The organism is Stenotrophomonas sp. 78350_Sma (assembly GCF_056482105.1).
The window spans coordinates 2418437-2442764 of the sequence record NZ_CM151182.1; the positions used below are offsets into that span (position 1 = coordinate 2418437).

Consider the following 24328-nt stretch of genomic DNA (forward strand, 5'->3'; position numbering starts at 1 on the left):
GTGGCGGGCACGCTGTCGCCCTGCCGGTTGTGGAGGATCACAGCGAGCCGCGCAGCGTCAGCGTCACGTTGCGGGGTTCACCAAAGAAGTTGCCCCGGCGGATCTGGCTGAGCATGGCGTAGTAGCGCGTATCGAACAGGTTGGCCACGTTGAGGCCAACGCTCCAGCGCGGATTGATCCGATAGCCGGCACGCAGGTCCCACACGGCGCGCCCCGCCGCCCCCATGCGCCAGTCCGGGTCGTCGTAGGCCGGATAGGAGTAGCTGCTCTGCGCCGACACGCCACCACCCACGGAGAACGCATTCCACTTGCCGGGCAGCTGGTAGGACGTTGACAGGCGCAGCAGGTGGCGGGGCGTCTCGGCGCTGATGGTCGCGCCCTCATCGTCACGGCTGGTGACGTGGGTGTAGCCGGCCATCATCTGCCAGCCCGGTGCCAGTTCGCCGCTGGCTTCCAGCTCAAAACCCTTGCTGCGCAGCTTGCCGCCATTGCGGTAGCAATCGGAAGACGCCAGGGAGCCCCGGCAACTGCCCGGGTCGGACTCGTCCACCACGGCGTTGCCGGTCTTGCGGATGGAGAACACCGCCGCAGACACGTTCAAGCGCCCTTCGTTCAATTCGCCCTTCACACCCAGCTCGTAATTGGCGCCGATGGCCGGGTCCAGCACCGAGCCGGAGGAAGTGACATACGAGCTCTGCGGCTGGAAGGTATCGGCGTAGCTGGCGTAGACCGACCATTGCGGCCCCAGGTCGTAGACAAGCCCGGCGTACGGAGTGAATTCGTGCTTCTGTTCGTAGTCACGGCTCCTGGCACCGCTGAAGCCATCGCTGGACTGGTACTTCACCCAGCTCAGCCGGCCGCCCAGCGTGAGGTGCAGGGGCTCCGCCAGCTGCAGGCGCAGGTTGCTGTACACGCCGCTCTGCTGTGCGCGGGCGTTCTCCGCCCAGTCCCAGGCTGGCTGGAGGGGCTGCGCAATGGCGCTGTGGTCCGGTGCGTAGACATCGATCGGCACGTCGATGGCCAGGTCCGCCGAGCTTTGCCGCGTACGCTGGCGCGACCACATCGCGCCCAGCAATACCTCGTGGCTGCGGCCAAAGGCTTCGAAACTGCCGGCGGTGTGCAGGTCGATGCCATCGCTGCGCACGCGCGAGCGGTTGAAATAGATGTCGTAGAAGCGCGAACCGACGCCGGTGGCGCGGTCCACCCCGCCGAGCGGAACCGCAACGCGCTGGTCCAGGTCGGACTCGGTGCGGTTCACCGACAGGCGCGCCTTCCAGCGCTCGTTGAAGCGGTGCTCCGCCTCTGCGAAGGCTTCGTCGACGGTGCCTTCCTGCCGGTTCCAGTCCTGGATGAGCGACGTGGAACGCTTGATGTCCAGTGCGCCGCCGTCGGTGTAGCGCGGCAGGCCGAACAGCCAGTAGCCGTCAGTGTCACTCTGCTGATGGCGCAGGCCGAAGGTCAGCGTTGTGTCCGCGCCCAGGTCGGCGTCGATCACACCATAGGCGACCGGTGCCTTCGAGGAGGTGCCCTGCTGGAAGTATCCACGGTCCTGGTAGGCCGCAACCAGTCGGCCGCGCACACTGCCGGCGGCATTGAGCGGGCCGCCGCCATCGACCTCGAGGCGATAGTTGTCCCACGAGCCCACGGTTGCTGCCAGATCGAGATGGGCCTGGTCGCGCGGGCGCTTGCGCACCATGTTGATCGCCCCGCTGGGGTCGGCTGCGCCCAGCATCATGCCGCCGGCACCGCGCAGCACTTCAACCCGCTCCAGTACGGCGGTGTCGATGGGCAGCCAACCCACGGGGGCATAGACGATGCCGGCCACGCCATCGACCAGATAATTGCTGTCGTCCACGGTGAAGCTGCGGATCGAGAACTTGTGGTTGCCGAAGTTGCGGGCGGTCTTGGTCACGCCCGTGGTCTGCGCCAGCGCTTCGTCCAATGTGGTGAGGTTGCGGTCGTCCAGTTGCTGGCGGGTAATCACGCTGACCGATTGCGGGGTCTGGCGGATGCTCTGCCCCAGCTTGCCCAGACTCAGCTCACGTGCCGTGTAGGAGCCGTCGCTTGGTGCATTGGCGGTCACGTTCACCGTCTGCAGGGTGGTCTGGGTGTCTTTGCTGCGCGCAGGTGCTGCTGCTTCCTGCGCCAGCGTAAACACGCCCGGACGGGTGGCGTTGACACGCACCCCACTACCCTCCAGCAGGCGCGCCAGTGCCTCCTGCGGCGTGTAGCTGCCGGTCAAGGCCGGGGCGCGACGGCCCGCCACCGCTGATTCGCTGAACAGCACCTGCTGCCGGGACTGCTCGGAGAAGCTGCGCAGTGCGGCATCCAGCGATTGAGCCGGAATGTTGAACTGCATGCGCGCGGCCGGCTGGGCCTGTGCGATGGCCGGTGCCGCCAGTGCGCTGGAAATGCACAGTGCCAGCAGCGGCAGCCGCTTGGCGTGTACCCCCGTAGAGAACGCGCGGGCAACAAGTGCGCGCTTGATCTTCATGTACCCCATTACCGCTCCATCATGCTTGGCCACCACTGGCCTCACTGGGGTAAACGGAAAATGGCGGTGGAGTGGGAACCCGCGCCGGAAGAATTTTTCCTCGGGGCGTCAGCGGGTCACAGGCCGTTCGTCGATGCGATAGCCGCCCTGGGCATTGCGGGTCACCTGCACAGGCAACAGATCCGGCAACGCCTCCAGGAAAATGGCCGGGGCATCGGTGGCTGCGTACCCGGAGACGGGCAGGAACTTCAGCCCGGGCTGGCCCAGCGTGACGGGATGGCCCAGATACTGCCCGACTTCCTGCGCCACTTCGTCCAGCGGGGTACGCCGGAACACCAGGCGCCCGTTGCGCCAGCCGCCGATGCTCTCTGCGTTTGCCGCAATGGGGCGATAGGCGGCTGTAAACGTGGCAACGGCCAGGCCCTGTTCGGCGTGCAGGCTGAGCGGCGCGGTGCCCTCGGCCCGATCCGGCTGTACCCGCACGTGCCCATGCAGCACCTTGACCACGACTTCGCCGGGCGCATTGCGCACGTTGAAGGCCGTGCCAATCACGGTCACCCGGCTGCGCTGCGCATCCACGGTGAAGGGCCGGTCGGCCGCCGGGGCGACCTCGAAGAACGCCTCGCCCTGGCTGAGCACGACTTCACGACGGGATCGATAGAAGTGCACGGCCAGCGAGCTGCGTGCATTGAGCGAAATCCGCGAGCCATCCGGCAGTTGCAGGTCACGGATCTCGCCCGCGCCAGTGGCCACGTCCTGCACATAGCTGGGCGCGGTGTACCAACCGTAGCCGACGTAACCCAGGGCCAGCATCGCCACGGCCGCAGCCGCCGCAACGCGTGGCAGGCGCTGCGACCGCCCACGCCACGCCCTGCCGTCCCGTCGCGGAGCTGCAGGTGCCGTTGGTGCGAGCGCCGCAGGCCCGTCCGAGGCCAGCATGGGGCGCGGCAGCTGGCCCAGGTCGTGCCAGGTTCTGGCCACCTCGGCGAATGCCTGCTGGTGCGCTTCGCTCTCGGCCAGCCACCGCTGCAGGGCCGCCTCATCTTCCGGCTGCCAGTCCGCATCCTGCTGGCGCACCAGCCACGCAGCAGCCGCCTCATGCAGGGCAAACGGATCGAAACCTGCGGCAGGAGGAGTGTCGTTCATCGGCAGGAGAGATCAGCATCAGAGGCAGGCACTGCATCGCCCGCCCCGGTTGGCCGATGCAGTGCCTGCATCTGCGCCAGGGATGCATAGCGTACCCGCACTTCGCAGTAGGCAACCGCACGCGACAGATGCTTGACCACCATGCGCCGGGAGATCTGCATGCGGGCAGCCACGTCTTCCTGGGTCAAGCCATCAAAGCGGCTGAGCACGAAGGCCTCGCGCTGACGCTCGGGCAGTTCGGAAAGCGCTTCCGCCAGGCGCTGCAGGCGCTGCCGTTGTGCAGTGACCTGCAACGGGCACTGTGATTCATCGCCGGCCATCACGTGGCCGGCTTCCTCAGCGTCTGCCAGAGGCATGACCTGAAGGCGGCGGCCGGCATGATGTTCGCGGTATTCGTCGGCCACGGTGTTCATCACCGTCCGCCGGAGATAGGCGCCCTGCTTGTCACAGGAATCGAGCGCCGGATGGGCCGCGATCCACTTCACCGCACCGTCGTGCAGCGCGTCCTCGCTGTCGACGACGCTGCCTCTGAAGCGGGTAAGGCTGCGCAGTATCGGTCGCCGCCAACGCTCATAGGCCTTGGCCAGGATGCCGCCAGTGGCGGTGCTGCCGGCATCCGGGCGAGCTGCCGCAACCGATGATGCGTCGGGCCCCTCCATATCCTCCGCCGTGTCGCGACCTAGCGCAGGCACGGTATCCCCGTTGCAGGGATCTGCGATCGGCACAGGAGGGGCGTGAACGTCACTGGGGTAGCCGGATGAACTGCCGACGTGGGCGGCAGGCGTCAACAATGGGGAAGTGGCCGGAGTGTAATGCGAGTCATTTGCAATTGAAACACCCCCTGCCCGAGTGGAAGTCCAGCAGGACCGATGCAAGGCCTGGCAGGCAGCCACGCCAGGGTCAGTGGGCAACCCCTGCCAGCGCCGGTATCACGGCTGACGGCAGGCGCCGCCGTTGCGGCACATCACGTCCTCGATCCAGTCGATGTAGCTGGACACGCGAACGTTGTAGACCGCCTGGCCATAGAAGCCCGCTTCAAGGGCGTGCTCGGGAACGGCAGTGATCCAGGACCCAAGGCCAACCAGCTTCCACGCACCTTGATCCTCGATCAACAGCGGGCCACCGCTGTCGCCGTTGCCGAGCACGCCTTCAAGCGGCAGGCCCTGCGGCGGCCGATCGAACCGGTACCAGAGGTAGCGTTCGTTGCCGCCGGTGATGGCGTTGTACGCCCGGCGCAGGGTCGTGCGATGCGACCCGTTCGGCACCAGGCCCGTGGCGCCGTTGCCGGTAGCGCCCTTCCCGATCAGGGCTGCAACCTGTCCGGCCTCGCCCGTTCCCCGATAGAGCGCTACCGGTAGCACATCGCTGGCTGGCGCTGCCAGCCTGATCAGCGCGATATCGTCCGACGTGGCCAGGAAGGCGTGGATCCTGGAGGGACTTCCCGTTGCCATGGCCTCCTTGCCCAAGGCGTCCGGCATTCGTTTGAAGCCTGGATGCAGGAAAACCCGAGCAACGCCGTAGCTCTTCCCGTTGATGGCGATGGTTGCACCCATCCCTTCCATCGGCGCTGCATGGGCCGCGGTCAGCACCCATCCGGGGGCGATGAGGACACCGTGGCCCTCGCCTGGCATGTCGGCCAGCGCCGGGAACGCCGATGCTTCAATACGGTACTTCGCATCATCGACATCATCGCGGATGACAACCGCGCCGGCGCCGAGTGGAAGCACGGCGAGCGCCAGGAAGAGCCAGCGTCTCATTGGAGACCCTTAGTGTGGTTGCGACGCCCCATCATCCGCGAGCTGCTCCCGTGCAGCAATTCTCTCGACCAGCGTATCGATCGCTGCCTCCATGGCCCGCGCGGTCTGGTCGCCGCTCTGGTTGGTGATGACGAAGATGCCAAGATCATGCTTCGGCACGATGTAGATGTAGCACTGGGAGCGTGGCACGCCACCGTGGTGGGCGTAGTACACGCCCTTCCGATCGTCGCCGGAAACGATGTTCCAGAAATAGCCGATGCTGAAGTCGTCGTCGAACGTGGCCAGCGTACGGTGTGATTCCTTTACAACGGGACCGTTGGCCAGCTCGAACTGAAGGTACTTCACCATGTCGGGGACGGTTGCCTTCACGTTTCCGGAAGCGCCCCATGGCAGCTGCGGCATCGGCGTGGTCGGTAGCGGATTGTCGCTGTGGTAACCGACGGCCAGCCGTGGCGTTTCGGCATCGCCCAGGTTGATCCTGACGCCCGTCATGCCGGCCGAATCACGGAAGAAGTCACGCAGCAGCGGCTCGTAGTCACGCTGATGGACCCGTTCCAGAATGTGCGCGGAAAGCTGCGTGCCGACGCTGGAGTACGCGTACTCTTTCCCCGGCATCCGCGGAATCTGCACGGCATGCAGGTCCCTCAGGAAATCGGCCTTGCCGTAGCCTGCGTAGATCGCGTTGAGTTCAGCCGGTGTGCGGTGGTCGGTGAAATCCTCCAGCACCGTGTTCGCACGTTCCGGCAGCATGTTCGGCAGGCCACTGGTATGCGACAGCAGGTGGCGGACGCGGATGGGGTGGCCCTGGTACTGCAGGTTCGGATAGTCGCCCTGCAGGTACATGCGGATGTCATCCTCCAGGCCCAGCCTGCCTTCCAGGACCGCGTTGGCCATCAGGGTGCCGGCCAGGGTCTTGCTCAACGAGCCGATTTCGTAAACGGTTGCGTCGGTGGGCGGCCCTGGCTTGCCGGTTTCCATGTCACCGCGATGGCGGATGAAAGTCCTGCCCCGGTACACCACTCCGATGGAGGCAGCATGCAGCAGCGGTTGCTCGATCAAAGTCTGCGCGACCTGGTCGATGTCCGCCCCCAGATCCTTCGGCGTAGCCTTTCCGGCGGAGCAGCCTGCGCCAAGCAGGGCGGCGGACAGGGCGAAGGCGTTGAGCCACCGCCGGTTTCGAACGGTCATCGAAAGGGCTTCCATGCGCTGGCGCTTGAAGGGCGATCGGGAATGAGCGCACAAGGTAGCCCATTGCCAGGCCGATCACCCGGAGGCAGAAAGCGCCCCTGCCCTGCCTTGATGGCCCTCCCCGAGATCGATCAGCCGATCGGTCGCGGTCACGATGCTGCGCCGGTGGGTGATGGCCACGACGGTGACGTCACCGGCAATGGCACGGATGTGGTCCATGATCTCGCGCTCGGTGGCTTCATCCAGGGCAGAGCTTGCTTCGTCCAGGAACAGGATTGCCGGTTCACCATACAGCGCACGCGCGATTGCGATGCGCTGCCGCTCCCCGCCGGAAAGCTTCAGGCCACGCTCGCCCACCGTGGTCTCCAGCCCCTCGGGCAACGCCTCGATCAATGGCAGGATCGCGGCCCTGCGTGCGGCATGCCGCAGCCGGCCATCATCACGCGCACGCCCCAGCAGGATGTTGTCGGCCAGGCTTTCATTGAGCAGGATGACGTCCTGCGGAACCACCGCGACCGCGGCATGCCACGCAGCTCGGTCGATATCGGACAGTTCGACGCCGTCCACGAGAATCCGGCCACGCTGGGGATCGATCGACTTCAGGGCCAGCTTGAACAACGTCGACTTCCCCGACCCGGTGGGCCCCATCAGGAAGGTGATGCCGCCCCGCCCGGCCTGGAAGCAGACATCGTCCACCCCGCGCCCGTTGCCGTAGCGATGGCTGACCCGCTGGAACTCGAGCCGGCCATTGCCTCCGGCGAAGCGCTGGGCATGGGCCACCTGCCGTTCTTCGGGCGCCGCCCACAGGGTTGAAAGCGGGCCCAGCATGCTCCAGGAGCGCGCGACGTCGTCGATGGAACGGGCAATCATCTCGAACGGCATGTTCAGCTGGAGCAGCAGCAGATTGAACAGGACGATGTCGCCGACGCTGAGCGCCCCACTCTGGTAGCGCGGCAGCAGCAGATGGAAGGTCACGATGAACTCCACTGCGAGGCCGATGCCCAGCAGGGCGATGAAGCCTATCCGCTGCAGCACGTAGGCGCGCCAGCTGTCACGCACGTCCTGGGCCTTCCGCTCGAAGCGCTGCACCATCCAGGCGCTGCCGCCGAACTGGCGCAGCGTTTCCATGGCGTTCATGGCGTTGCCAACGAAACGGGCATTCTGCTGCCCGGCTTCGACGGCGGCTTCGCGATGGATGCGGGCACGGCGGGTGGCAATGGCCGAGAGCGTGACCGCCACCGTGCCGTAAGCCAGCACGATCACCACCACCTGCAGGTTGATCAATGCACCCAGCGTCACCAGGGTCAGCAGGATCTGCAATGCACTGGGAATGAAGGCAACCAGCCCAAGCTGCACGATGATCTTCAGTGCGCCACGGCCTTTTTCCCCGGCCGATTGCAGCTCGGCGGGGTTGTGGTCCAGGAAGAAGCTGTTGGTCTTCTTCAACAGGCGGGCGAAGTAGCGGGTGCTGGTGATGAAGCCCAGATTCTCGCCACTGAGGAACGACAGGTACTGCACCGTGTTCTGCAGGGCACTGCCCACGCCCAGCACGACGGCGTAGAGCAGGAATCCCCACGCCAGCGCGTTGACTCCATCGATGGGCAGGCGGTCGATCAGGCGCGAGAACAGGTACGGCGCTGCAACACCTGCAAGACTGGATAGCAGGACACTGCCGGCGATCAGCAGCAGGAGCCTGCGGTCAGCCTTCCAGTACGCCGCCAGGATCTCGGCAACAGGCGGCGGAGCTGCGATCTTCGTCATTGATGTCGTCCCAGCAGCCCGACGGCGCCTGTCCATTGCCTCTTGAATGATATGATATAACATCGCCATCTGGGGCGACGCAGCCGCGTTGCAGGCCACTTTCGGATGGGATCGATGGACCGGGGAATGACGAACGTATCCACTGCCACGCCGCGCGCATGCATGGCCCTCGGCATCGCTGCTGCATTGCTGGCCAGCCTGCCGGCGGCGGCACAGAGCACGGTCGCTGGCCGTGGCTCAAGCGCGGCAGGCTCGCCGCCCGAGGCCCCGACCGCCACCCTGGACAAGGTCCTGGTGGTGGGCAGCAACATCCGCAACGCCGTAGGTGGCGGCGCCTCCCCGGTCATCGTGATCGACAGGGAGGCCATCGACCGCACAGGCGCAGCCACCGTGCAGCAACTGTTCGAGAAACTGCCGCAGAACTTCGGCGGTGGCGCGAACGGTGCGAACGTTGCCAACCTGGGGGTTGACCGCGATACCGGCAACAACTTCGGCCAGGGCACTGCCCTGAACCTGCGCGGGCTGGGTACCGGCACCACCTTGACCCTGATCAACGGCCACCGCGTGACCTCATCGAACCGCTATCAGTATGTGGATGTGTCGCTGATCCCGCTGAGTGCCGTCGAGCGCGTGGAAATCCTTACCGATGGCGCCTCGGCCATCTACGGCACCGATGCGGTCGGGGGCGTGGTCAACATCATCCTGCGGCGCGACTTCACCGGTTACGAGACCGCTGTGCGCTACGGCACGGTGACCGCCGGCAGCATGGAGGAATACCAGGCATCGCAGTCGGCGGGCTGGTCGTGGGAAGGCGGCCACGTGCTGGCCAGCTACGAGTTCCTGAAGCAGGGCAACCTGCCTGCGGTGGAGAAGGACTTCTCGAGAAACGTGCGGGTCAGGCCCTACGACCTCTATCCAGGATCGAAGCGGCACAGCCTGTACGTGGACGGCGTGCAGCAGCTCAGTGATGTGTTGACCCTGAACGTCACCGGCTCGTTTGCCAAGCGCGAGATGGATACCACCATCTCCGGCACGGCCGACGAAACGCGGCTGTTCCCGCACACGCGGCAGTTCGACCTGTTCGCCGGCCTCACGCTGGATCTTCCCAATGAGTGGCAGGCACGCCTGGATTCCGGGTTCGGCAGGAGCGATGTGTCCTACCAGCGCACCACCATCACCGGCAGCTCCGCCAGTACCGCGCCGCCCACCAACACCAATTCCGAATCGCGCTACCTGGACGTGGTTGCCGACGGCGAACTGTTCAACCTGCCCGCCGGCGGCGTACGTGCTGCATTCGGAGCGGGGTACCGTCGTGATGGCTACGAACTGGTCGATCACCGCGGCCTGGAGAAGCCGCTCGACCTGCAGCGCACCGTCAGGTCCGCCTTTGCCGAGCTCAACGTTCCGCTGCTGAAGGACCTGCCGGGTGTGCGCAGCCTGTCCCTGACCGCGGCGGCGCGCTATGACGACTACAGCGATTTCGGTTCCACGCTGAATCCAAAATTCGGCGTGCTGTGGGAGGCCACCGAGGGGTTGTCGTTCCGCGCCAGCCATGGCCGCTCCTACCGGGCGCCGGTGTACCAGGACATGCAGTTGAACAACACCGTGGTGGTGGCGAACGTACCCAACCCGGCCGCACCCGGCGGCAACACGATCCTCATGATGCTGTCCAATGGCAACCCGGATCTGGGCCCCGAACGTGCCAAGACCTGGACCGGCGGTTTCTCGTTCGCGCCACCGTCGGTGCCTGGCCTCAAGATCGACGCGAACTACTACCACATCGACTACGCCGACCGCATCGGCAGTGGCTTCGGCGGCAGCTTCCCCTCGCTGTTCCTCCAGTCCACGGCCCCCTACGCGGAAATCCTGACCACCAACCCCACGCAGCAGCAGATCCAGCAGGCACGCCAGCTGGGTGTGTCGGGGCTGGGCCTGTTCGTCTCGCGCGTGGGCCCGTATGCGCTGCCCGCCGGAACGGACGAAACCAACAGCCAGGTGATCCTCGACAACCGCTTCCGAAACAACGCCTTTACCCGGCAGCGAGGCATCGATTTCAGTTCTTCCTACGGCTTCGACGCCGGCCAGGCCCGCATCGCCATCGACCTGGCCGGGCAGTACATCATCGATTCGAAGCGGCGCGTGACCAGCACCTCTCCGGAAGTGGATGCGGTGAACGCGGTGTACTACCCGGTGGACCTGAAGCTGCGCGGAGGCATCGCACTGAGCCGGCAGCAGGCCGCGGGCGGGCTGTTCGTGAACTACGTGGACAGCTATCGCGATCCGGCCAACCTTGCCCGCCCGCACGTCAGCTCGTGGACGACCGTCGACCTCAACCTCGCCTATCACTTCGGTCCGTCGCCGGACCCGCAGCGCGGCACCTCGCTCGCGTTCAACGTGCAGAACCTGTTCGACCGGGATCCGCCGTTCATCATCAACAGCATCAATACCGGCTACGACCCCACCAATGCGACAGCGCTGGGGCGCTTCCTGTCCATGACGCTGACCCATCGCTGGTAGGCCCGGATGCACGCCCACTCCCCTGCCCGGTCGAGGCCGACGATGGCCATCCAGCAGGCCTTCGCAGTTGCGTCCACCCAGCTCACGCTGATGTGGCGAGAGCGGCGTGTGCTGTGGCTCGCCGTTGCCCTGTTGCTGATTGCAGGTGCGTCGGTGCTCAGCGGTGCCGCACGCATGACCCTGCAGGCGCAGGAGCGCCAGGCAGTGAGCGAGGAAGAGACGCGGCTGTGGGACAGCCAGGGCACGATCGATCCCCACAGTGCCGCCCATGTGGGGCGTGCCATTCCTGCACCCGTGCGGCCGCTGGCGGCGCTGGACCCGGGGCTGACGGATTTCCTGGGGACCTCGGTGTTCATCGAGGGCCATGCACAGAACCCGGCCCGGCACCGCGCCGTGGACGCCGGTACCGCACTCAGTCGCTTCCAGGGCTTCTCCGCAGCATGGGCGCTGCAGGTCGTGGCGCCGCTGCTGATCATCCTGGCCGGCTTCGCCAGCCTGTCCGGCGATGTAGCCCGCGAGACGCTGCGCCAGGAACTCGGCACCGGCGCCTCGGCCGGCGTGCTGATCATCGGGCGATTGATTGCCCTGGCGGCCGCCTCGCTGCTGCTGGTGATGGCCATGCTGCTGATCAGCCTTCCAGGGCTGTCCATCCAGTACGGGGGGGCCGCGGATATCGCCGCCCTGCTCGCACTTGCCGCGGCCTATGCGCTCTATCTGCTGGTGTTCTGCGCGTTTACCGTGGGCGTGTCGGCACTTGCCGGCTCCGCTCGAACGTCGCTGGTGGTGCTGCTGGGCTTCTGGGTGGTATCCACGCTGCTGGTGCCAAGGGTGGCGCCCGCCGTGGCCGAATCCCTGCATCCGACCCCTTCCGCACCCTCCTTCAGGGCTGGCGTCACCGAAGAAGCGGAGAACGGTGCGGATGGCCATGACCCGGCGGGCAAGCGGCTGGATGCCTTGCGCACGGCGTTGATGGCGCGCTACCGCGTCGACAACGTGGACGACCTGCCGGTGAACTTCCGCGGCGTGGCCCTGGAGTTTGCCGAGGCGAACTCGACGCGCGTCTACAACCGCCACTTCGACAACCTGCATGCCACCTACCAGCAGCAGGATGCCACGCAGCGGCTGTTCGCCATTGTCTCTCCAACGCTGGCGCTGCAGTCCTGGTCGCGTGCGTTCGCGGGCACGGATTTCCGGGCACACCTGGCATTCCTGCGTGGCGTGGAGGATTACCGCTACCGGTTGATCCAGGCACTCAACCAGGAAGTGAAACTGCACAAGGCGCCAGGGGGCGGGAAGCATGTGGCCGATATCGCCGGCATCACCCGTCCGGTGCAGTACCGGGCGCCGCAGCAGACCCTGGCTGGCATCGCCGCAATCCAGGGCGTGAACCTCGCCATTCTGCTGGCCTGGCTGATGCTCGGCCTCATGGTGGTCGTCATTTCGTCGCGGCAACTGGGCAGATCGCCATGAGCGTGGTGTCGATTGCCCGCTACGAGGTCCGTCGCCTGCTGCGCGACCGGGCGCTGCCGGTACTGCTTGTCCTCCTGTTGGGGCTGGTGGCCTACGCTGCCTGGAACGGCCGCGCCTGGGTGGACCAGCGCGAGGCGGCCATCGCACTGATCAAGCAGGAAGAGCAGCAGACCAGGGATCGCAGCCGCGAGTTCGTCGGCAAGGCGCCGTCGGTACTGCCCTGCGTGCAGCCGGTGCTTGTGCCCGGTGAGATGGCATCGCTGTCGATCGGCCAGGCGGATGCCTATCCCTACACCGCCGACGTGGTCGCGCTGGGCGATCCGACCCAGCTGCTCAAGCACGTCTGGGCCGACATCGGCAATCCGGCGGCACGGGCTGCAGGGCGATTCGATCTGGCCTTCGTCATCGTCTTCCTGCTGCCGTTGGTCATTCTCGTGGCCACACATGACCTGTGGTCGCGTGAGCGCGAGCGCGGGATCGCGGCGCTGGTGTTGTCGCAGCCGGTTTCGGCGACGCGACTGCTCGTGGTCAAAGCCCTGGCCCGCGGCCTGGTGGTGCTGCTGCCCACGCTGGCCATCATCGTCGCAATGGCCATCTGGTCAGGCGCCCGCAGCCCTGCGGGACTGATCATGCTGGCCCTGACCGTATTCGCCTACCGTGCTTTCTGGCTGGCATTGGCGATGCTGATCGCGTGCCTTTCCCGCCGCACCACCGAGGCGGCCATCGCCGCTGGCGCGCTGTGGCTGCTGATCGTGGTCATGGCCCCCTCATTGACCCTGGCCGCGGTGAACCTGATCGCGCCGCCACCGTCGCAGATGCGGTTCGCCACGGAAGTGAAGGCGATGCAGTCAGATATCGCCAATCGCCAGCAGCGCGAGCACCTCGTACGCCCGGCACCCCAGCATTGGTCATCGCCCGTCATCCCCGATGCCGTGCGCCAGGCATATGCCGACCGGGTTGCCGCTGATCGTGAACTGGCCACGCTGATGGCCTCGCACGCCCGGGCGGAGGCAGCGCACCGTCGCGTACTGGACAGGGCGCGACTGCTGCTGCCCGCCGTGGCCACACAGGACGCGCTTGACCGCATCGCAGGCTCGGATGCCGGCCGCGCGCTCGACTTCCAGCGTCAGGTCCACACCTTCTGGCAGGCCCGGCGGCTGTTGCACAAGGGCTATCTGGACCGTGACCGGTCGCAGACCCTCGACGAGTACGAGTCGCTCCCGCGCTTCCAGTTCCGCGACACCCAAGGCGCTGCCCAGCGGGGTGTCCTGGCCGACCTTGCCGCATTGATCATCGCCAGCCTGATTGTCCTGCTTGCCGCCGCCATGCTGCGCCGCCGGCTGGCCACGCCCTGAGGAAACATCCACATGCTGTCTGCAAAAAGCCTGGTCATGGAACACGGCGCGCATCGGGCGCTGGACGACGTCAGCTTCGAGGTGAAGCCGGGGGAAATCTTCTGCCTGCTGGGCGCCAACGGCGCGGGCAAGTCGACGACCATCAAACTGTTCCTCGGGTTCCTGAAACCCACCTCCGGCTCGGCCGATGTGGACGGGCTCAGCGCGCACCGGCAGCCACAGGAGGTACGCCGGCGGCTGCTGTACATCCCCGAGACCGTGGCGCTGTACGAAGAATTGACCGGCTATGAGAACCTGGACTATTTCGCCCGCCTGGCCGGTGTCGAGGAACGCTCGCCTGCGCGGCTGAAGCAGGCGCTAAGATCCGCCGGGCTGGCTACCGAGGCCTTTGGCCGGCGCGTGGGCCTCTATTCCAAGGGCATGCGGCAGAAGGTCGGCATCGCACTGGCCATCGTCAAGGAAGCCAAGGCGCTGCTGCTGGATGAGCCGACCTCTGGCCTGGACCCCACGGCATCCGCCGAATTCCACGAGCTGATCGTACGGGAGCGTGATCGCGGTACGGCGATCCTGATGGCAACCCACGATCTGTTCCGGGCCCGCGAGGTGGCGACCACGATCGGCCTGATGCGCGCCGGCCGCCTGCGCAGGACGCTGGATGCCAGCACGATCACCGCCAACGATCTCGAGAGCCTCTACCTGGAAGAGATGAGCCGGAACGCCTAGACCACGCCGACTGTCTGCGGGCCAGCCTGGCCGGACCAGCGCCTGAGCCAGGCTTCGATGTTGATCTGCGGGCCGAAGATGCCCAGCACATGCGACGAGTGATCCGGGCTGACCCGCCGGATGCCCGCATCGGCCAGTGCGCTGTCGAGGTAGCCACGCCTGGCCAGGAACCCATCGACAAGCAGACTGCTGATGAACTGCTGGTGCCCCTGGGTGACGGCCACGGAGTGATCATCCAGATACGACTTCACCTTTCGCGACAGCAGCGCCTCCGGCAGCAGGCCGTTCAGTGCACGCCGCGCGATGGTGCGGTCCTCCGCATCGGCCATGAGCAGGTGCAGCGGTAGGCGCGCGAACAACTCGACAAGCGGCTGCGCACTGATCGGTGACACGCCATGCCAGCGTCCCACGCCCTCGAACGGATCAAGCACACTGGTCGGGAATATCATCCGGCCGATATGGGCCAGCTTGTAGGGGGATACATGATGCCCCTGCTCCAGGGCATGCCGAAGCCAGGCCGGCTGCATGCCATCCTGCTCGGCGCACTCCACCCGCACCCATGGGCAGGGCTTGCCCCATCGGCCGTTGATGCTGGCCGGACGCCTGAGCAGGCCATGGACGAGCGCATCCCGCAGTACGCCGTACAGCGAGTCGCCGGACTGCGCGGTTTCGAAGGCCACGCGGAAGAATCCCCGGTCGATGCCACGGCGCCAGGCGTAGTCGATCGCAGCAGCGTTGCCCTTGAAACGCAGGAACACTGCATCACCACCGACACCGGTGAACTGTACGGTGTCGCCGTCGAAGTCAACGTCGCGTCGATGGAGGAGATAACCGGAGCAATGCGCTGGCCGCGCTGTCCTCGGGAAGGACATGATCTCTTCCAGCGCGCAGTGTGGCTGCCGTCGATACTCGATGAATTCGCAGTGCCTGCCCGAGGATTGCCGGGCCCCTTCGACGGCCATTCGTGCGAATCGCCGCTCGTCGGCACCGATGCCGTCATCGTAATGATGGACACAGGTCACCTCGGGAGCTGAGGGCGCATGCAGCAGGCCCGCCAGGATGATCGAGGAGTCCAGTCCACCGGACAGCTGCAACTGGATTTTCCGGTGCTGGCCGGCCAGCGCGCCGATGCAGCCGAGTAGTGTTGAACGGGCCAGCTGCACGGCCTCGTCGATGTCCTCGACAGCCTGGTCGCGGGCCAGCCGCACCACGTCCCACTGGCATTGCCGGCCGGCCGGCTCGCCATCGCGGATCGAAACCGCTTCGCCGGGCTCGACGGAAGTGACCTCCTCGAAGCCGGTCTGCAAGCCATCACGAAACGGGTACAACAGGGAGTAGGACAGGAACGACCAGTCCACGCTGAAATCGCGCAGGCCCAGCCTCAGGCAGTCCTCCATGTTGGAGAAGACGATCGTCACCTGGCCCACCGTGGTCATGTAGCACGGGATCTCCGCAGTGGGATCGCGCAGGACAAACCAGCTCGCTGTCTGCGGCTGGTAGCCGAACGCCACGTACCGGCCCCAGTACCGCTCGACGATGCTGCGGCCGAGGGTGCTGCAGGCGCTGTCGGCCGAGTCCGCATCGAGGTCTACGCGCTCAGGTACGATGCCTGCGCCAAAATGCTTGTGGAACAGCGCTCCGAGCACCGCCAGGGAACCGGATCGATTGCATTCGAAATAGCCGGGATTGTCAGTCTGCGCGTAGATCGCAGCCCCGTTTCCGTTCATCACGCAGCTGGCACCGGGCAGCGTGGCCTCGATCCTTGCCACCGCCTGGCCCGCGTGGGCAGTCGCGGATTCGGAGAACGTGTTCCAGAGCACGGCGATGTATCGATACATGCGACAGGTTTCGTTACAGCACCAGGATGGGGACCATCCGGCGCAGGTTGAAGGGAATATCGGTCAGCACGTGATCACCGTGCTGCAGCCAGCAGTGCGCAGCGAACGGCTGTGTCCTGACTGCGAACACCCAGGCAGGGACGATCCCGTACTTCGACAGGAACTCCCTCATCGCCAGGCAGTAGAGAAAGCACTCATCGGTCTTCCTGAATGCGACGGGTCGGAGCCAATCGAACACCCGGACCAGGAAGGCCAGCTCCTGCAGGCTCGCCGCCGAGCCTTGGGAGATGTCGGCGCGCCTGCGGGCCGATGACACTGTGGCGCTGAAAGGCAGGACCGCCCTGGAGCAGGCCGCATGGGCCGCCGACGCCATGAACCTTCCCACGTCGCGCGCGGTGATCTTCGGGCATCCCCTCGGCTCACCCTCGCGTACCCAGTGCCGTGGCAGTTCGAGACTGGGGCTTGCCGCGGACTTCCCCTGCCGTGGATCCCGGGTGATCAGCTGGCGATCGATCAGCGACTGGAGGAGCTTCGGCATCCGTCGCCCATCGGGCGGCAAGGGCCAATCGAGAACCAGGCCCCCCAGGCTTGCGGCGCCACGCCTGTCGATGGAGAGATATTTTCCCGTGCCCTGGTCAAGGATCACCATCGCATCACCGGTGACGCAGACATGCGCCTGCTTCGACAGGAAATAGGGGGCGGCGCCCTGCTCCATCACGTGCTCTCCTGCCCTGGGACCAAGAAGCGGTGCATGCAGGGCATGCACCGCAGTGACCGCATTGCGCGGCAGATCAGGGCGAGGTGGTCGGGAAGACGCCATCCCACAACGTGCCGTGGTTGTGTGCCTTCGTTTCCGAAACCACCGAGCCCAGCTCGATCAGTTCACCACCCACACCCTGTTCGTCAGGGTTCTGCTGTCCTGCCACTACACCCAGCTCAATCAGCTCGTTCATGAACATCTCCTCTAGTCAGTGGATGTATCCAGGCGTTGCATTGGATACGGAGCAGCCAAGCCACCATCGCCGCGCATGTTGCAGGGCGATTGCCGCCAAGGCATCTAAATGTTACGATATAACATATTACTTTGGCGTGACGAACAGGACGGTCTGCTGGCCGTTGATGCAATCCCCGCGACGGAGAATGGATGAGCAGCGAGATCACTGACGACGGCGTGGACGCGACCGTTCTACTGAAGGGTCTGTTTCCATTGCCGGCCTTCGTCCGCTTCATCAGGGAGCGCTGCCCGCCGGGATGCTTCGACGAGGCCGCACTGGTGGCCGCCTGGAGGGCCGCACGCAGCGACGTGCATCGCCTGCGCCAGGACGAGGCGAATGAGGCGGACGCCATTGCTGTCCAGCCGTTGACCGGGGAGATGATGCCGCTGGCCGATCAGGCGCTGCGGCAACCTTCGATGCACGGCATGACCAGCGTGCTGCCGCGCGCCTGGCAGATGGTCGAGATTGATCGACTGGTGATCTTCCAGGAATGCATCAATCTGCGTCACATCGACCAGTTGGCAGCGGCAATGCCCACCTCGCCCACCGCACAGGAGATCATGCAGCTCGTCGCCCGCAGCGGACGCCATGCACACCCCGACGTCAGGTTCACCCAGTCCGATGGCAGTTACACATTTGCTTCCGCGTCCAATGACCTGCGATTCCTCGATGTGGCGACCATCGATCCGGCGACCATCACCGGCTACGAGCCGTTCGGCGCGGCCAGCCACGCCGTCGTCATCTATCTCGGTTTCAGTGACAACCTGATCAGCGCCACCCGGTTCGGCAAGCGCGTGATCCTGACCAATGGCTCCCACCGCCTGTACCTGCTGCGCAAGCTCGGCTTCCGCCATGTGCCCTGCCTTGTCACCGATGCATCCGACGGCGACCTCAGCGAAGTTCTGCTGCCGGCGGCGGTCAAGCAGGATCGCGGGTTCTATCTTTCGTCGCCGCGGCCGCCCCTTTTCAAGGACTACGTTGACCCCCGCCTGACCAGTGTCGTGCCGGTCACCCGCAAGCACTACGCCCTGCGGGCAAAGCTCGACCTGCAGCGGATCACGGTTCCGGCACTGTAGCGCACCGGGCGCAGCACTCGTCTGGGCTGCTGCACGGTAGACGGTAGATGGCCGGATTGCTGAATCACCTGGCGGAACTGTCGAATGACGGCCCCCGCTTTGCCCAATACGCTTCTGATCCTCGACAGAAGAGGATGCCAGCATGCGTGCAACCACGCTGATTGCCGAAGCCGGAAGAGAAGAGCTGCCGATCGTTCATGTCCTGATGGGATTCGTCTGTGTCTGGCACAGACATGAACCGCAGCAGGCGGATCATGAAGATTGACAGCGCGCACGTCCCCCTCGCCGTGTTGTGCTGGGCGATGCAGTGGTGACGTCAACTATCGAGCTGGAGGGTATCGGGGCGGACTACCCCGATCGCGTCGACAGCCCGGTCATGGTGCTGGGCGTGGACCCCATCACCGATGCTTGGGAAATGCCCTTTCATCAGCATCGGAAAGCACAGCTCCTGGTAGCCACGAGCGGATTGATCACGGCGGAGACCCGTGCAGGCCTGTGGATCGTCCCGCCACAGGGAGCGATCTGGATTCCCGGAGGGCTGTCCCACCGGGCCAGCAGCACAGGAAAGCCGCATGGCTTCGTCGTATTCGTGGAGCCCGGGGCTATCGCTGGACTGCCGACACACTGCTTCGCAATGGCGATCAGTCCATTCATGCATGCCCTGCTTGAACGAACCTCAGCGCTTCCCTGGCGGTACGCCGCTGGCAGTGCGGACGCGCGCCTGATGGCTGTGCTTCTGGACGAGCTCATCGCGGCACCGCCGGAATGGCTGCACCTGCCCATGCCCTCCGACCCAAGGCTGCGAAAGCTGGCCAATGCAATGCTGACCGCCCCGGCCGAGCGGGCCACGCTCGAGGTATGGGCGAGCCGGATTGGAATGAGCGAGCGCAACATGTCCCGCCTGTTCTCCGGCGAGACGGGTCTGAGCGTGAGGCGCTGGCGCAGACAGCTGCATGTGGTGGTCGCGTTGCCGATGCTGGCCAAGGGCCGTACGGTGCAAGCCATTGCCGATGACCTGGGATACGACAGTTCGGGCGCGTTCGTGACCATGTTCCGAAAGACGGTGGGCGCCCCACCCAAGCGATTCCTTGCCGAACGGGGTGCACGGCTGCGCGGACCTGGCGCTGAAACCCTGGCGGTACGGGAGCCCTCGGCTCCCGTACCGCCAGTGACCGCCCTGCCCCTCAGCGCTGGTAGCCCTTTAGGAACAACCAGGTGATCAGCGTGGCATCCGGGCCCTTCGGGTCGGTGAACGGCAAGCCCGACTGGCTGCCACTCCACGCATGCCCCATGCCCTGTACCACATAGTGCTGTGCCAGCGTGCGCCCGCCATAGGTATAGGTGTCCACCGTATAGGCGCGCCCACCCGGTACCTGGCCGTGGTAAGTGCTGGTCGGCACGTACTTCACCGAGTCGTTGTCCTGGCCGTCGTCGGCCAGATCATTGGTCTGCAGGAACTGGCGTACGGCCTGCTGGCCGTTCACCGGATTGACGGTCAGGTCGGCACTGCCATGGAACACCAGCACCGGCAGCGGCCGCGGCGACGGTGAGCCCGAGCACTGCCAGGCCAGCCGACCGTTGCTGTCTGGCGAATAGATGCTGCCGGCCAACAGCGCATAGGCGCTGCCGGAAATGGTGGTCGCGCCCTTGAACATGCCGCCGGAATGGATGGCACCAGCGGCGAACACGTCCGAATAGCAGGCCAGCATGATCGAGGTCATAGCACCGCCGGCGGAAATGCCGGTGACGTAGACCCGGTGCGGATCGACGCTGTAACCGGCCTTCACCTTGTCCACGATGCCGGCCAGGATCGACGCCTCGCCGCTGTCACGGGCCTGGTTGATCGGCAGCTGCCAGTTCCAGCAGCGCGCCGGGTTGGAGGTCACGTTCTGGCGCGGATAGACCACGATGAAACCTTCGGTGTCGGCCACATCGTTGAAGCCGGAGGCCTCGCCCATCAGGTTGGGGCCGTTGACGCAGCCGTGCAGCACCAACAGCAACGGCAGCGGCTGCGGCTGCTGGTCGCTGTAGCCGGCCGGCACCCAGACCTGGTACTCGCGGGCGCCGAACAGGTTTCCGTACAGGCCGATGTCCCAATGCCCGGCAGCGCCCGCGGCGAGTACGGTGCCTGTCGACGCCAGCCAGCAGCACAGCGCCAGCAGTACCGCCTTGATCGAATCGATTCCGGATTTCATGGCCAGATCCTCATGCGTGAGTCGTGGATGAAGGGGTACCGGGGAGCGCGTCCGGCTGGGGGCACGCCCAGTATCCGCATCCGGCGGCCGCTGCCGACTGGACCTAGGTCCACTCGCCGCTGCCGGATGACACCGCTAGCCTTGGCTGCAGGGGTGGCAATGGGCCATCTGTGAGCACTCGCCTGGGGGAGGACCGAATGAAACGGAATTGTCTGAGTCTCATGATCGGCGCACTGCTGGCCTCCGGGCCGGTACTGGCACAGGACACGCCACAGGCCGTGCCGGCGGCAGGCAGGACCGCTTCACCCACGAACCTGGACAGCATCAAGGTCACCGCACGCAAGCGCGAGGAAACCCTGCAGGAGGTGCCAGTCGCCGTCACCGCCTTTACCTCGGAGGCGCTGGACAGGATGAATGTCCAGGACATCAGCGACCTGGATGCGCAGGTGCCGAACCTGACCATCTACGCGGCGCGCGGCGCCAGCAGCACGGTCACCGCCTACATCCGTGGCATCGGCCAGTCCGACCCCACCTGGGGCGCCGATCCGGGCGTGGGCATCTACCTGGATGACGTCTACATCGCGCGCCCGCAGGGCGCGCTGCTGGACGTGTTCGATGTCTCGCGCATCGAGGTGCTGCGCGGCCCGCAGGGCACGCTGTATGGCAAGAACACCATCGGCGGCGCGATCAAGTACATCTCGCGCGGCCTGCCCACCCAGACCGAGGGCTTCGCCCAGGTCACCGTGGGCAACTACAGCCAGCTGGATGCGAAGGCGGCCATCGGCGGCCCGATTGGCGGTGCCGACAGCGGCCTGCGCGCCCGTGTGGCGGTGGCCAGCATGAACCACGACGGGTTTGGCGAGAACACCTTCAACGGCCAACCGGTCAGCGACAAGCAGATCAACGCGGCACGCGTGAACCTGGGTGCGTATGCGGGCGACGACTTCGACGTGCAGTTCGCACTGGACTGGATCGACGATCAGTCCGGCATGCGCGGCTCGAAGATGCTGGCGCCCAATCCGTTCCTGCGCGCCTACCCGCCGATGGACAGCCGCTATGACATCCGCTCGGGCATGCGCAACCTCAACAACGTGGAGAGCAAGGGCGCGTCGGCCACGGTGAACTGGCGACCGAACGACGACATCGCAGTGAAGTATGTGGTGGCCAAGCGTGAATCGGACAGCGAGGCCAACATCGACTTCGACACCACGCCGATCAAGCTGGCCGATGTGGGCGGTACCTACCACGACGAGCAGGTCAGCAACGAGGTTCAGCTGAACTACGATGCCGGCGGACGCGTGCGCGGCGTGGTCGGCCTGTACCAGTTCAGTGGCGAGGCCGGCGGCCAGATCCAGAACAACTACTTCAGCGCACAGTTCGCCGACAACCAGGGCAAGGTACTGACCGACAGCGTCGCGCTGTACGCAGACTGGACGTTCGACCTGACCCGCAGGCTCAAGCTTGATGTGGGCGCCCGCTACACCGACGAGGACAAGCGCGCGATCGTGCTGAACCGCCTCTATGCCGACCCGGGCTTCAGCCGGCCGGTGGCGGTGACGGCGGACTTCGACAAGAAGACCAACTTCAAGAACGTCTCGCCCAAGGTTTCGCTGGACTACCAGATCACCCCGGACGTCATGGTCTACGGGCTGGCCACGCGCGGTTTCAAGTCGGGCGGCTACAACATCCGCGCCAACGCGGTGGCGGTGCCCCGCTCGGCGGAGCCGTTCGATGACGAAACCGTGGACAGCTACGAGGTCGGCAGCAAGATGGCCTTCCTCGACCAGCGCCTGTTCCTGAACCTGTCAGCGTTCTACAACAAGTACAAGGACATCCAGCTGTCGGTGTTCACCGGCCTGGATACCAATGGCGACGGCATCGATGATTCCTTCTTCGGAGATTTCACCAATGCCGGCGCCGGTACCGTCAAAGGCCTGGAAGTCGAATACCAGTACCTGCCCAGCCAGCACTGGCTGATTTCCGGCAACCTGGCCTGGCTGGATACCAAGTACGACGAGTACATCGACCGCGGCGTCAACGTGGCCAGGCAGATGAAGTTCACCAATGCCCCGGAGTTCTCCGGTGCGTTCAACGTGGAATACCGCACCGACCTGGCCAACGGCAGCAACCTGTCGGCACGGGTGAGCTACAGCTACCAGAGCGAAGTGTGGCCCACCACCGACCTGAGCCCGGTGATCCGCCAGGACGGCTATGGACTGGTCAATGCCGGCGTCATCTGGCGCCTGGATGATGTGTGGACCTTCTCGCTGCAGGGCACCAACCTGGCCGACAAGGAATACCGCACCACCGGATACAACATCCCGGCGGTCGGCACGCTGATTGGCTTCTATGGCCCGCCGCGCCAATATAGCCTCAGCGTCCGGTACGATTTCTAGCGCATCCGTTACGATTTCCAGGAAGCCCCTGCATGATGCAGTCCTACGTAGATCTGTACTGGAACAGCAATGATGGCCTGCGCCTGCACGCGCGCGACCATGCACCGGGTACGGGAACGGCACCACGCGGCACCGTGGTCTGCATTCCCGGTCTGACCCGCAATGGTGCCGATTTCGATGCGCTGGCCGGTACGCTCACTGCCGAGGGCTGGCGCGTGATCGCGGTCGACCTGCGGGGGCGCGCGGGGTCGGAGCGTGCGCATGATCCCACCAGCTACAACCCACGCACCTATGCCGACGACCTGGTCGCGCTGCTGCGCGCGCAGAACATCGACAAGGCCGTGTTCGTCGGCACCTCGCTGGGCGTGCTGGTGACCATCACCCTCGCTTCGCGCGCGCCCGAACGGATCGCGGGCGCGGTCCTCAACGATGCCGGCCCCAGGGTGCCGCGTGAGGCGCTGGCACGGATCGGCAAGTACGCGGGCAAGCCGGTGCCGCCGATGGACCTGGTGCAGGCCACGGCCTACGTGGAATCCATCGGCAAGGCTGCGTTCCCGCGCTTCAGCACCGATGACTGGCGGCAGATGGCGGTGCGCACCTTCCGCCCGCGCAGCGATGGCCTGCTGGAACTGGACTACGACCCAGCAGTGATCCGCACCACCCGGCCATGGCTGCTGTGGCTGTTGCGTCCGGTGCTGTGGCGCGCGGTGCGCGGGCTGACCTCGCGCGTGCCGGTGCTGGTGGTGCGTGGCGCCCTGTCCGACATCCTGCCGGCCGACGTTGCACGGCAGATGGCGGCGACGTCGGAGAATGCCCGGCTGGTGGAGGTGCCGGATGTCGGCCACGCGCCCATGCTGTCCGAGCCTGAGGCCCGCCATGCGATCCTGGCCCTGCTGGAGCGTGTGGAATGAGCCCACAGGGCACCGACGCTGCCCTGCCGGCTGCCCTGCAGGCGTTGCAGCAATGGGCGGCCAGTGAGCGGCTGAGTGGCGCCACCCACATCGCCCAGTCGCGCATCGATGCCTTCGCCGACGCCACCGGCGACCACAACTGGATCCATGTCGATCCGGCGCGGGCGCAGGCAGAGCTGCCGGGCGGGCACACCATCGCGCATGGCTTCCTGCTGCTGTCGCTGACCGTGGAAGACGACGTGGCCGCCCTCGCCGGCTTCCCCGGCATCGCCCACGTGCTCAACTACGGCTTGAACAAGGTGCGCTTCCTGGCGCCGGTGCCGAGCGGTTCGGAGGTGCGCGTCCGCTCGCGGCTGCTCTCGCTGGAGCTGCGCCAGCCCGGGCAGTGGCTGCTGACCCAGCAGAAGAGCGTCGAACGGCTTCCCGATGGTGATATCGCACTGGTTGCCGAGCAGCTGTCACTGGTCGTGATCGCAGCCTAGCGCCGCCGCGCCCGGCTTCTGCCT

At 65.8% G+C, this 24328-nt stretch carries 20 protein-coding genes; 10 read left to right on the plus strand and 10 right to left on the minus strand.

The features are described 5' to 3' along the window. Nucleotides 1-37: 37 nt before the first annotated feature. From ACZK4H_RS11290 to ACZK4H_RS11315, 6 genes are all read right to left on the minus strand, one after another. The gene (locus ACZK4H_RS11290; RefSeq protein ID WP_239503719.1) at nt 38-2494 is read right to left on the minus strand and encodes a TonB-dependent siderophore receptor; all 2457 of its coding nucleotides are present in this window, start codon (nt 2492-2494) and stop codon (nt 38-40) included. A gap of 108 nt (nt 2495-2602) precedes the next feature. Then, entirely contained in the window at nt 2603-3640 is a 1038-nt protein-coding gene (locus ACZK4H_RS11295; protein WP_099552168.1) for a FecR family protein, read from the minus strand. Further along, the gene (locus tag ACZK4H_RS11300; protein WP_239503718.1) at nt 3637-4428 is read right to left on the minus strand and encodes an RNA polymerase sigma factor; all 792 of its coding nucleotides are present in this window, start codon (nt 4426-4428) and stop codon (nt 3637-3639) included. The genes ACZK4H_RS11295 and ACZK4H_RS11300 overlap by 4 nt, the downstream gene beginning before the upstream one ends. Nucleotides 4429-4569: 141 nt before the next feature. Continuing rightward, on the minus strand, nt 4570-5397 hold the full coding sequence (locus ACZK4H_RS11305; protein WP_099552166.1) for a S1 family peptidase: 828 nt from the start codon (nt 5395-5397) through the stop codon (nt 4570-4572). Between the two features lie 9 nt (nt 5398-5406). After that, nucleotides 5407-6585 (minus strand): serine hydrolase domain-containing protein, encoded by a 1179-nt coding sequence (locus ACZK4H_RS11310; RefSeq protein ID WP_239503717.1) that lies wholly within the window; start codon nt 6583-6585, stop codon nt 5407-5409. Between the two features lie 75 nt (nt 6586-6660). Next, the gene (locus ACZK4H_RS11315; protein ID WP_478461183.1) at nt 6661-8445 is read right to left on the minus strand and encodes an ABC transporter ATP-binding protein; all 1785 of its coding nucleotides are present in this window, start codon (nt 8443-8445) and stop codon (nt 6661-6663) included. A 27-nt stretch (nt 8446-8472) separates the two neighbouring features. Between ACZK4H_RS11315 and ACZK4H_RS11320 the strand changes: the two genes are divergently transcribed. From ACZK4H_RS11320 to ACZK4H_RS11335, 4 genes are read left to right on the plus strand one after another with little or no spacing between them, the layout of a single operon-like run. After that, nucleotides 8473-10863: a TonB-dependent receptor plug domain-containing protein gene (locus ACZK4H_RS11320; protein WP_239503716.1), complete on the plus strand. Its 2391-nt coding sequence runs from the start codon at nt 8473-8475 to the stop codon at nt 10861-10863. Nucleotides 10864-10905: 42 nt separating this feature from the next. After that, nucleotides 10906-12333: a DUF3526 domain-containing protein gene (locus ACZK4H_RS11325; RefSeq protein WP_478472970.1), complete on the plus strand. Its 1428-nt coding sequence runs from the start codon at nt 10906-10908 to the stop codon at nt 12331-12333. After that, nucleotides 12330-13688, plus strand: a complete 1359-nt coding sequence (locus tag ACZK4H_RS11330) for an ABC transporter permease subunit (protein ID WP_478472972.1) — start codon at nt 12330-12332, stop codon at nt 13686-13688. The genes ACZK4H_RS11325 and ACZK4H_RS11330 overlap by 4 nt, the downstream gene beginning before the upstream one ends. A 12-nt stretch (nt 13689-13700) precedes the next feature. Then, nucleotides 13701-14411: an ABC transporter ATP-binding protein gene (locus ACZK4H_RS11335; RefSeq protein WP_099552160.1), complete on the plus strand. Its 711-nt coding sequence runs from the start codon at nt 13701-13703 to the stop codon at nt 14409-14411. Here ACZK4H_RS11335 and ACZK4H_RS11340 read toward each other — a convergent pair. The 3 genes from ACZK4H_RS11340 to ACZK4H_RS11350 all read right to left on the minus strand — a co-directional run bounded on the left by ACZK4H_RS11340 (nt 14408) and on the right by ACZK4H_RS11350 (nt 17202). Beyond that, complete coding sequence (locus ACZK4H_RS11340; RefSeq protein ID WP_099552159.1) at nt 14408-16249, minus strand: asparagine synthase-related protein; 1842 nt, start codon at nt 16247-16249, stop codon at nt 14408-14410. The two genes, ACZK4H_RS11335 and ACZK4H_RS11340, sit on opposite strands and share 4 nt — an antisense overlap. Nucleotides 16250-16262: 13 nt before the next feature. Then, on the minus strand, nt 16263-16964 hold the full coding sequence (locus tag ACZK4H_RS11345; RefSeq protein WP_099552158.1) for a lasso peptide biosynthesis B2 protein: 702 nt from the start codon (nt 16962-16964) through the stop codon (nt 16263-16265). A gap of 76 nt (nt 16965-17040) precedes the next feature. Beyond that, the gene (locus ACZK4H_RS11350) at nt 17041-17202 is read right to left on the minus strand and encodes a hypothetical protein (protein ID WP_164145897.1); all 162 of its coding nucleotides are present in this window, start codon (nt 17200-17202) and stop codon (nt 17041-17043) included. Nucleotides 17203-17552: 350 nt separating this feature from the next. On the opposite strand from ACZK4H_RS11350, the gene ACZK4H_RS11355 reads away from it, so the two are divergent. The 3 genes from ACZK4H_RS11355 (at nt 17553) to ACZK4H_RS11365 (ending at nt 19539) form a co-directional block, all read left to right on the plus strand. Then, nucleotides 17553-18320, plus strand: a complete 768-nt coding sequence (locus tag ACZK4H_RS11355) for a ParB N-terminal domain-containing protein (RefSeq protein ID WP_241898456.1) — start codon at nt 17553-17555, stop codon at nt 18318-18320. 142 nt (nt 18321-18462) lie between these two features. Continuing rightward, nucleotides 18463-18585: a hypothetical protein gene (locus tag ACZK4H_RS11360; RefSeq protein WP_260678182.1), complete on the plus strand. Its 123-nt coding sequence runs from the start codon at nt 18463-18465 to the stop codon at nt 18583-18585. Nucleotides 18586-18630: 45 nt separating this feature from the next. Then, nucleotides 18631-19539 (plus strand): AraC family transcriptional regulator, encoded by a 909-nt coding sequence (locus ACZK4H_RS11365; protein ID WP_239503714.1) that lies wholly within the window; start codon nt 18631-18633, stop codon nt 19537-19539. On the opposite strand, the gene ACZK4H_RS11370 is transcribed toward ACZK4H_RS11365, so the two are convergent. Continuing rightward, nucleotides 19505-20515 (minus strand): extracellular catalytic domain type 1 short-chain-length polyhydroxyalkanoate depolymerase, encoded by a 1011-nt coding sequence (locus tag ACZK4H_RS11370; RefSeq protein WP_099552156.1) that lies wholly within the window; start codon nt 20513-20515, stop codon nt 19505-19507. The two genes, ACZK4H_RS11365 and ACZK4H_RS11370, sit on opposite strands and share 35 nt — an antisense overlap. Before the next feature lie 197 nt (nt 20516-20712). On the opposite strand from ACZK4H_RS11370, the gene ACZK4H_RS11375 reads away from it, so the two are divergent. Genes ACZK4H_RS11375 through ACZK4H_RS11385 form a run of 3 tightly spaced genes read left to right on the plus strand, consistent with a single transcriptional unit; the run spans nt 20713 to nt 24304 of the window. Beyond that, nucleotides 20713-22911 (plus strand): TonB-dependent receptor, encoded by a 2199-nt coding sequence (locus tag ACZK4H_RS11375; RefSeq protein ID WP_239503713.1) that lies wholly within the window; start codon nt 20713-20715, stop codon nt 22909-22911. A 32-nt stretch (nt 22912-22943) separates the two neighbouring features. Next, nucleotides 22944-23822, plus strand: a complete 879-nt coding sequence (locus tag ACZK4H_RS11380) for an alpha/beta fold hydrolase (RefSeq protein ID WP_099552154.1) — start codon at nt 22944-22946, stop codon at nt 23820-23822. Beyond that, the gene (locus ACZK4H_RS11385) at nt 23819-24304 is read left to right on the plus strand and encodes a MaoC family dehydratase (RefSeq protein ID WP_099552153.1); all 486 of its coding nucleotides are present in this window, start codon (nt 23819-23821) and stop codon (nt 24302-24304) included. The genes ACZK4H_RS11380 and ACZK4H_RS11385 overlap by 4 nt, the downstream gene beginning before the upstream one ends. The last annotated feature ends 24 nt before the right edge of the window (nt 24305-24328 follow it).

Excerpts from the sequence above, each read along its gene's own strand:
- ACZK4H_RS11290 (WP_239503719.1), bottom strand. The coding sequence starts at position 2,494 with ATGAAGATCAAGCGCGCACTTGTTGCCCGCGCGTTCTCTACGGGGGTA.
- ACZK4H_RS11295 (WP_099552168.1), bottom strand. The coding sequence starts at position 3,640 with ATGAACGACACTCCTCCTGCCGCAGGTTTCGATCCGTTTGCCCTGCAT.
- ACZK4H_RS11305 (WP_099552166.1), bottom strand. The coding sequence starts at position 5,397 with ATGAGACGCTGGCTCTTCCTGGCGCTCGCCGTGCTTCCACTCGGCGCC.
- ACZK4H_RS11310 (WP_239503717.1), bottom strand. The coding sequence starts at position 6,585 with ATGACCGTTCGAAACCGGCGGTGGCTCAACGCCTTCGCCCTGTCCGCC.
- ACZK4H_RS11320 (WP_239503716.1), top strand. The coding sequence starts at position 8,473 with ATGACGAACGTATCCACTGCCACGCCGCGCGCATGCATGGCCCTCGGC.
- ACZK4H_RS11325 (WP_478472970.1), top strand. The coding sequence starts at position 10,906 with ATGGCCATCCAGCAGGCCTTCGCAGTTGCGTCCACCCAGCTCACGCTG.
- ACZK4H_RS11330 (WP_478472972.1), top strand. The coding sequence starts at position 12,330 with ATGAGCGTGGTGTCGATTGCCCGCTACGAGGTCCGTCGCCTGCTGCGC.
- ACZK4H_RS11335 (WP_099552160.1), top strand. The coding sequence starts at position 13,701 with ATGCTGTCTGCAAAAAGCCTGGTCATGGAACACGGCGCGCATCGGGCG.
- ACZK4H_RS11340 (WP_099552159.1), bottom strand. The coding sequence starts at position 16,249 with ATGTATCGATACATCGCCGTGCTCTGGAACACGTTCTCCGAATCCGCG.
- ACZK4H_RS11345 (WP_099552158.1), bottom strand. The coding sequence starts at position 16,964 with ATGGAGCAGGGCGCCGCCCCCTATTTCCTGTCGAAGCAGGCGCATGTC.
- ACZK4H_RS11350 (WP_164145897.1), bottom strand. The coding sequence starts at position 17,202 with ATGAACGAGCTGATTGAGCTGGGTGTAGTGGCAGGACAGCAGAACCCT.
- ACZK4H_RS11360 (WP_260678182.1), top strand. The coding sequence starts at position 18,463 with ATGCGTGCAACCACGCTGATTGCCGAAGCCGGAAGAGAAGAGCTGCCG.
- ACZK4H_RS11370 (WP_099552156.1), bottom strand. The coding sequence starts at position 20,515 with ATGAAATCCGGAATCGATTCGATCAAGGCGGTACTGCTGGCGCTGTGC.
- ACZK4H_RS11375 (WP_239503713.1), top strand. The coding sequence starts at position 20,713 with ATGAAACGGAATTGTCTGAGTCTCATGATCGGCGCACTGCTGGCCTCC.
- ACZK4H_RS11380 (WP_099552154.1), top strand. The coding sequence starts at position 22,944 with ATGATGCAGTCCTACGTAGATCTGTACTGGAACAGCAATGATGGCCTG.
- ACZK4H_RS11385 (WP_099552153.1), top strand. The coding sequence starts at position 23,819 with ATGAGCCCACAGGGCACCGACGCTGCCCTGCCGGCTGCCCTGCAGGCG.